This is a genomic window from Gordonia sp. C13 (assembly GCF_023218005.1).
Classification (GTDB): domain Bacteria; phylum Actinomycetota; class Actinomycetes; order Mycobacteriales; family Mycobacteriaceae; genus Gordonia; species Gordonia namibiensis.
This window is the reverse complement of sequence record NZ_JALPSY010000027.1, coordinates 74,303-80,527: the sequence shown is the minus strand read 5'-3', so window position 1 is coordinate 80,527 and position 6,225 is coordinate 74,303. Positions and strand designations below refer to the sequence as shown.

The following is a 6,225-nucleotide window of genomic DNA, read 5'->3' as shown; positions in this document are numbered from 1 at the left end:
GCTAGCGCTCCTCGCACCTCAGGCAGCAGGGGGGCGCTTTAGCTCCTCGCACCTCAGGCGGCAGGGGTGGTTGCTTTAACTCCTCGCACCTCAGGCAGCGAGGGGCGGCGGCGCAACGGATCTCGATGTCATCGTGGAGATCACCCGGTTGGCGTAGGACTCTTAGCGCCAGCCGAAGCGTGACCTGAGTTCGTCGGCGACCGCGTCGAAGCGGCGACGGTCGAGGATGGCGCCCTCGCGTCGGATGCCATCGGCGTCGACGACGAGGACGCGGTCGAGGCGGACGAAGCTCGGCCGGTTCTGTGAGTCCCAGCTCCCGGTGCCGACGGCGAACCAGTCGTCGTCGTCTTGGTGATAGTCCTTGCTGGACAGCATGAGTCCGAGCACGTCGTCGGCCGTCTGCGCGTTGGCGTCGCGGCCCACGACGAGCACCGGTCGGTCCTTGCCCTGGCTGGGGTCGTCCTCGTAGGCGACCCACGTCCACACGATCTCGCCGGGGTCGGCGTCGCCGTCGAGTTCGGGGTGGTAGCTGATCGTGCGGGCGACCTCGGCGGTGGGGCGGAGGCGGGAACGGATGCTGCGACTCGTCACCGTCGGAATTCTTCCATCAGGAACTCGTCGACCGCGTCGGCGGTCAGCTGCGCGGTCGGCTTCTTCTTCGGGTTGAGGTCGTGACCTACCTTCTCGAGTTCGACGATCCGCGTCGGCGCGTCGATCAGGCCGATCGCATCGGCCATCTCCTCGGTGGTGCCGAACGGGTCGGTGCTGCCGTGGACGACGAGGGTGGGCACGGTGATCGACGGCAGGTGTTCGGTGCGCAACCGGTCGGGTTTGCCCGGCGGGTGCAGGGGATAGGAGCTGAGCAGGAGGCCGTCGGCGAGGTCGGTGCCGTCCTCGGCGACCGCCATCGACGCCTGACGCCCGCCGTAGGAGTGGCCGCCGACGAACAGCGGGCCGTCGGACTCGTCGCGGAACCTCGCGCAGGCGGCGCGGATGCCGTCCCGATCGGCCGGCGACGTCGACGGACTGGGCGGTCCCTTGGGCCGACGCCGACGGTAGGGGAGGTCGATTCGGGCGACGACGTAGCCGCGTGAACTCAGTTCGTCGGCGAGCGCGCGCAGGATGACCGCGTCGCGGTTGCCGCCCGCGCCGTGGGCCAGGACGATCGTGGCCCGGGGCGCGCCGTCCGGCCGGTGCACGTCGGCGGCGACGTCCTCGGTCTCGACGGTGGTGATGGTGGTCGCTGGCTTTTCCGACTCGGCGGACTCGGCTGTCACGGCTGCCACGGTAGCGCCCCGCCATCCGCTTGGGCACCATTCGCGGCGCTCATGAGAACATGGTGGTCAACGTACGTGTCCATCCTCGAGGAGTAGTTCCAATTCCCACCTTCGCCGACCAGACCTTCACCGACCCGGCGCGCATCCGGAACTTCTGCATCATCGCCCACATCGACCACGGAAAGTCGACGCTGGCCGACCGGATGCTGCAGCTCACCGGTGTCGTGGAAGAGCGCCAGATGCGGGCGCAGTACCTCGATCGCATGGACATCGAGCGTGAGCGCGGCATCACCATCAAGGCGCAGAACGTGCGACTGCCGTGGCAGCTCGACGGTGACGACTACGTCGTGCACCTCATCGACACCCCCGGTCACGTCGACTTCACCTATGAGGTGTCGCGTGCGCTCGAGGCGTGTGAAGGCGCGGTCCTCCTCGTCGACGCCGCCCAGGGCATCGAGGCCCAGACGCTCGCCAACCTGTACCTGGCGATGGAGAACGACCTCACCATCATCCCGGTCCTGAACAAGATCGACCTGCCCGCCGCCGACCCCGAACGGTATGCCGCCGAGCTCGCCCACATCGTGGGTTGTGAGCCCGAGGACGTCCTGCGGGTGTCCGGCAAGACCGGCGTCGGTGTCAGCGAACTGCTCGACGAGGTCATCCGCAAGGTGCCCGCCCCCGTCGGGAACGCCGACGCCCCGGCACGCGCGATGATCTTCGACTCGGTCTACGACACCTATCGCGGCGTGGTCACCTACGTCCGTGTCGTCGACGGCAAGATCGTGCCGCGCGAGAAGATCCAGATGATGTCGACCGGCGCGACCCACGAGCTGCTCGAGGTGGGCATCGTGTCGCCGGAACCCAAGGCCACCCAGGGCCTCGGCGTCGGCGAGGTGGGTTACCTCATCACCGGTGTGAAGGACGTGCGCCAGTCGAAGGTCGGTGACACCGTCACCAGCGCCCGCAACGGCGCGAGCGAGGCGCTCACCGGCTACCGCGAACCGCGACCGATGGTCTACTCGGGCCTGTACCCGATGGATGGATCGGATTACCCGGTCCTACGTGAGGCGCTGGAGAAGCTGCAGCTCAACGACGCCGCGCTCACCTATGAACCGGAGACGTCGGTGGCACTGGGCTTCGGATTCCGGTGTGGCTTCCTGGGTCTGCTCCACATGGAGATCACCCGCGAGCGTCTCGAGCGCGAGTTCAACCTGGACCTCATCTCGACCGCACCCAACGTGGTCTACCGCGTCGTGATGGAAGACGGCTCCGAACACATCGTCACCAACCCGTCGGACTGGCCGGAGGGCAAGACCCGCCACATCTACGAGCCGATCGTCAAGACCACCGTGATCGCGCCGAGCGAGTTCATCGGCGCCATCATGGAGCTCTGCCAGTCGCGTCGCGGCGAGCTCGGCGGCATGGACTACCTGTCGGAGACCCGCGTGGAACTCCGCTACACCCTGCCGATGGCGGAGATCATCTTCGACTTCTTCGACTCGCTGAAGTCGCGCACCCGCGGCTATGCCTCGCTCGACTACGAGGAGGCCGGCGAGCAGGAGGCCGACCTGGTCAAGGTCGACATCCTGCTGCAGGGCGAGGCCGTCGACGCGTTCAGTGCGATCGTCCACCGCGACGCCGCCTACGCCTACGGCAACAAGATGGCACTCAAGCTCCGCGAGCTCATCCCACGCCAGCAGTTCGAGGTCCCGATCCAGGCGGCCATCGGCTCGAAGATCATTGCGCGCGAGAACATCCGGGCGATCCGCAAGGACGTGCTTGCCAAGTGCTACGGCGGCGACATCAGCCGTAAGCGCAAGCTGCTCGAGAAGCAGAAGGAAGGCAAGAAGCGGATGAAGACCATCGGCCGTGTCGAGGTCCCGCAGGAGGCGTTCGTCGCAGCGCTCTCCACCGATGCAGCAGGTGACAAGCCGAAAGGGAAGTAGATGACGGGGCAGGACAGCGCAACCAATCCGGTACTGGCACAGAGTGATCTGCCCTACGATCTACCGGACTTCGCGTCGATCTCCGACGATGACTTCCTGCCCGCCTTCCGCGAGGCGATGGCGTCGCACCTCGCCGAGGTCGAGGCCATCGCCGCCGACCCCGCCGCACCGACCTTCGCCAACACCATCGAGGCCCTGGAACTCTCGGGTCGTGACCTGGCCCGCGCGTCGGGGATCTTCTTCAACCTCGTCGGCCCCGACACCAACCCGAAGCGCAACGAGATCTCCCAGGAACTCTCGACGCTGCTGACCGACCACGGCAACACCATCGCGATGAATCCGGTTCTCTTCGGCCGGATCTCGGATCTCGCCTCCCGCGCAGACGAACTCGACCTGACCGAGCCGCAGCGACGTCTTCTCGACAAGCGATACCGCGAGTCCGTGCGCGCCGGTGCCGGTCTGCCCGAGGCGGAGCAGGAGGAGATGCGCCAAATCGCCTCCCGGCTCGCCTATCTGACGACGACCTTCTCGCAGAAGATCCTCGACGACACCAACGATTCGGCGGTCCTCGTCGACGATGCGGCCGACCTCGACGGTCTGTCCGCCGGCCAGCTCGCGGCCGCTCGACGCGCGGCGGCCGACGCCGGCCACGAGAGCGGCTACCTGATCACCCTGGAACTGCCGACCAGCCAGTCGGTGCTGACCGAGCTGACGAATCCCGCCGTGCGGCAACGGGTGTTCGACGCGTCGGTGAACCGCTGCTCGCGCGGCAACGACCACGACACCCGTGAACTCGTCCTCGAGATCGTGCGGCTGCGTGCTCGCCGTGCCGAGCTGCTCGGGTACCGCGACCACGCCGAGTTCGTGATCGCCGAGCAGACCGCACCTGACCCGTCCGCGGTCGACGACCTGCTGCGCGAACTCAACGAGTCGGCGATGCGTGCCGGGGGTCGGGAACTGACCCGGCTCACCGAGTTCGCCGGCGACGTCGAGATCGGACCCGCCGACCTGACCTTCTGGCTCGAACGCGAGAAGCAGGCCACGTCCTCGGTGCCGCTCGACGGTTTCGCCGACTACTGCGAGCTCGACACCGTCCTGACCCGCGGAGTCTTCTACGCGGCCAACAAGTTGTACGGCCTGAACTTCGTCGAACGCACCGGGCTGCCCGTCTATCACCCCGATGTGCGCGTGTGGGAGGTGCGGGACGACTCCGGCACCGGCATAGGACTGTTCCTCGGCGACTACTACGCGCGGCCGTCGAAGCGCGGCGGTGCCTGGATGAACAACATCGTCGACCAGTCGTCGGTGCTGCAGACCCAGCCGATCATCGTCAACGTCCTGAACCTGACGAAACCCGATGAGGGGCAGCCATGTCTGCTCACCATCGATCAGCTGACGACCCTGTTCCACGAGTTCGGGCACGCGCTGCACGGTCTGCTGTCGTCGGTCGAGTACCCGTCCCAGTCGGGCACGTCCGTGCCGCGCGACTTCGTCGAGTTCCCGTCGCAGGTCAACGAGATGTGGGCGCTGCACCCGGATGTGCTCGCCAACTATGCGCTGCACCACGCGACCGGTGAGCCGATCCCGGCCGAACTGGCCGCCGCCGCACGGGAATCCGCGGGCGCCGAGACCGCACACGGGACCATCGAGTACCTCGCGGCGTCGTCTCTCGATCTCGCCTGGCACCGGCTGACGGTCGAGGAGGCCGCGGCCGTGACCGACGTGGAGGCGTTCGAGGCGAAGGCGCTCACGGAGGTCGGCCTGCAGACCGACCTGATCCCGCCACGCTACCGCAGCGCCTACTTCAACCACATCTTCGGCGGCGGCTACTCGGCCGGCTACTACAGCTACATCTGGTCGGAGGTCCTCGACGCCGAGACCGAACAGTGGTTCCTCGCCTCGGGCGGCCTCGAGCGCGACAACGGACGACGATTCGCCGAGGCGACGCTGTCGCGCGGTGACAGCATCGATCCGCTGGTGTCGCACGAGGCCCTGATCGGCCGTAAGCCGCAGATCGAGCCGCTTCTGCGTCGTCGGGGGCTCGCGGCCTGAGCCGGTCCCGATCATGACAAGCGGACAACGCCGTAACCTCGCGCGGTTCGCGGTGCTCAGCATCGTGACCGCGCTGGTGGTGTTCGGGCTCAAGCTGCTGGCCTGGTGGATCACCGGGTCGGTGGGCCTGCTGTCCGACGCGCTCGAATCGATCGTCAACGTCGTCGCCGCCGTGGGCGCGTTCGTCGCACTACGCGTCGCCGCGAAGCCGCCGGACCGGGGACACAACTTCGGGCACACCAAGGCGGAGTACTTCTCGGCGGTCTTCGAAGGTGTCCTGATCGTCGTGGCGGCGGTGATCATCGTCGTGACCGCGGTCGACCGGCTCATCAACCCGCGCGAGCTCGAAGAGGTCGGACTCGGCCTCGGCATCTCGGTGGGTGCCACGGTCCTCAACGCGGCGGTGGGGTTGATCCTCATCCGCGCCGGCCGCAAACACCGGTCATTGACCCTGGAAGCCGACGGCAAACATCTGATGACCGACGTGGCGACCACGGTCGGCGTCCTCGTGGGTGTGTTCCTGGTCGCGTTGACCGGTTGGCTACCGCTCGACCCGCTGATCGCCATCGCGGTCGCGATCAACATCATGGTCGTCGGCTCCCGGCTGGTGTGGCGCTCGGGTGCGGGTCTGATGGACTCCGCGCTCCCCGCCGAGCAGCGCTCCGCCATCGACGACGTACTCGACCGACACCGCGCCGACGGCATCGTCTTCCACGACATCCGTACCCGCGAGGCCGGTCACGAACGGTTCCTGCAGCTTCACATGCTCGTGCCCGGTGACTGGTCGGTGCAGCGCGCCCACGATCTCACCGAGGTCGTCGAGGACGAACTGCACGCTGCGGTCCCGGACCTGAACATCACGACACACGTCGAACCGGTCAACGATCCGCGCGCCTACGAGGACTGGCGACTGGAATAGGAACGGGCGCCCCGACCATGGCCTGCGGAGA

General features: G+C 67.3%; 5 protein-coding genes. 3 read left to right on the top strand and 2 right to left on the bottom strand.

The window, feature by feature from the left end; all coding sequences use genetic code 11:
• Positions 1 to 162: 162 nt before the first annotated feature.
• On the bottom strand, positions 163 to 591 hold the full coding sequence (locus M1L58_RS18880; RefSeq protein ID WP_248660062.1) for a type II toxin-antitoxin system PemK/MazF family toxin: 429 nt from the start codon (positions 589 to 591) through the stop codon (positions 163 to 165).
• Entirely contained in the window at positions 588 to 1,286 is a 699-nt protein-coding gene (locus M1L58_RS18875; RefSeq protein WP_248660061.1) for an alpha/beta hydrolase family protein, read from the bottom strand. Before M1L58_RS18875 ends, M1L58_RS18880 begins: the two co-directional genes overlap by 4 nt.
• 50 nt (positions 1,287 to 1,336) lie before the next feature.
• Between M1L58_RS18875 and lepA the strand changes: the two genes are divergently transcribed.
• Genes lepA through M1L58_RS18860 form a run of 3 tightly spaced genes read left to right on the top strand, consistent with a single transcriptional unit; the run spans position 1,337 to position 6,194 of the window.
• Complete coding sequence (lepA, locus tag M1L58_RS18870) at positions 1,337 to 3,223, top strand: translation elongation factor 4 (protein ID WP_006865758.1); 1,887 nt, start codon at positions 1,337 to 1,339, stop codon at positions 3,221 to 3,223.
• Entirely contained in the window at positions 3,224 to 5,275 is a 2,052-nt protein-coding gene (locus M1L58_RS18865) for a M3 family metallopeptidase (protein ID WP_248660060.1), read from the top strand.
• A gap of 13 nt (positions 5,276 to 5,288) precedes the next feature.
• Entirely contained in the window at positions 5,289 to 6,194 is a 906-nt protein-coding gene (locus tag M1L58_RS18860; protein WP_248660059.1) for a cation diffusion facilitator family transporter, read from the top strand.
• Positions 6,195 to 6,225 lie beyond the last annotated feature (31 nt).

Bases quoted from the DNA above. Each gene is read 5' to 3' on its own strand.
- lepA (WP_006865758.1), top strand. From the start codon at position 1,337: ATGGTGGTCAACGTACGTGTCCATCCTCGAGGAGTAGTTCCAATTCCC.
- M1L58_RS18860 (WP_248660059.1), top strand. From the start codon at position 5,289: ATGACAAGCGGACAACGCCGTAACCTCGCGCGGTTCGCGGTGCTCAGC.
- M1L58_RS18865 (WP_248660060.1), top strand. From the start codon at position 3,224: ATGACGGGGCAGGACAGCGCAACCAATCCGGTACTGGCACAGAGTGAT.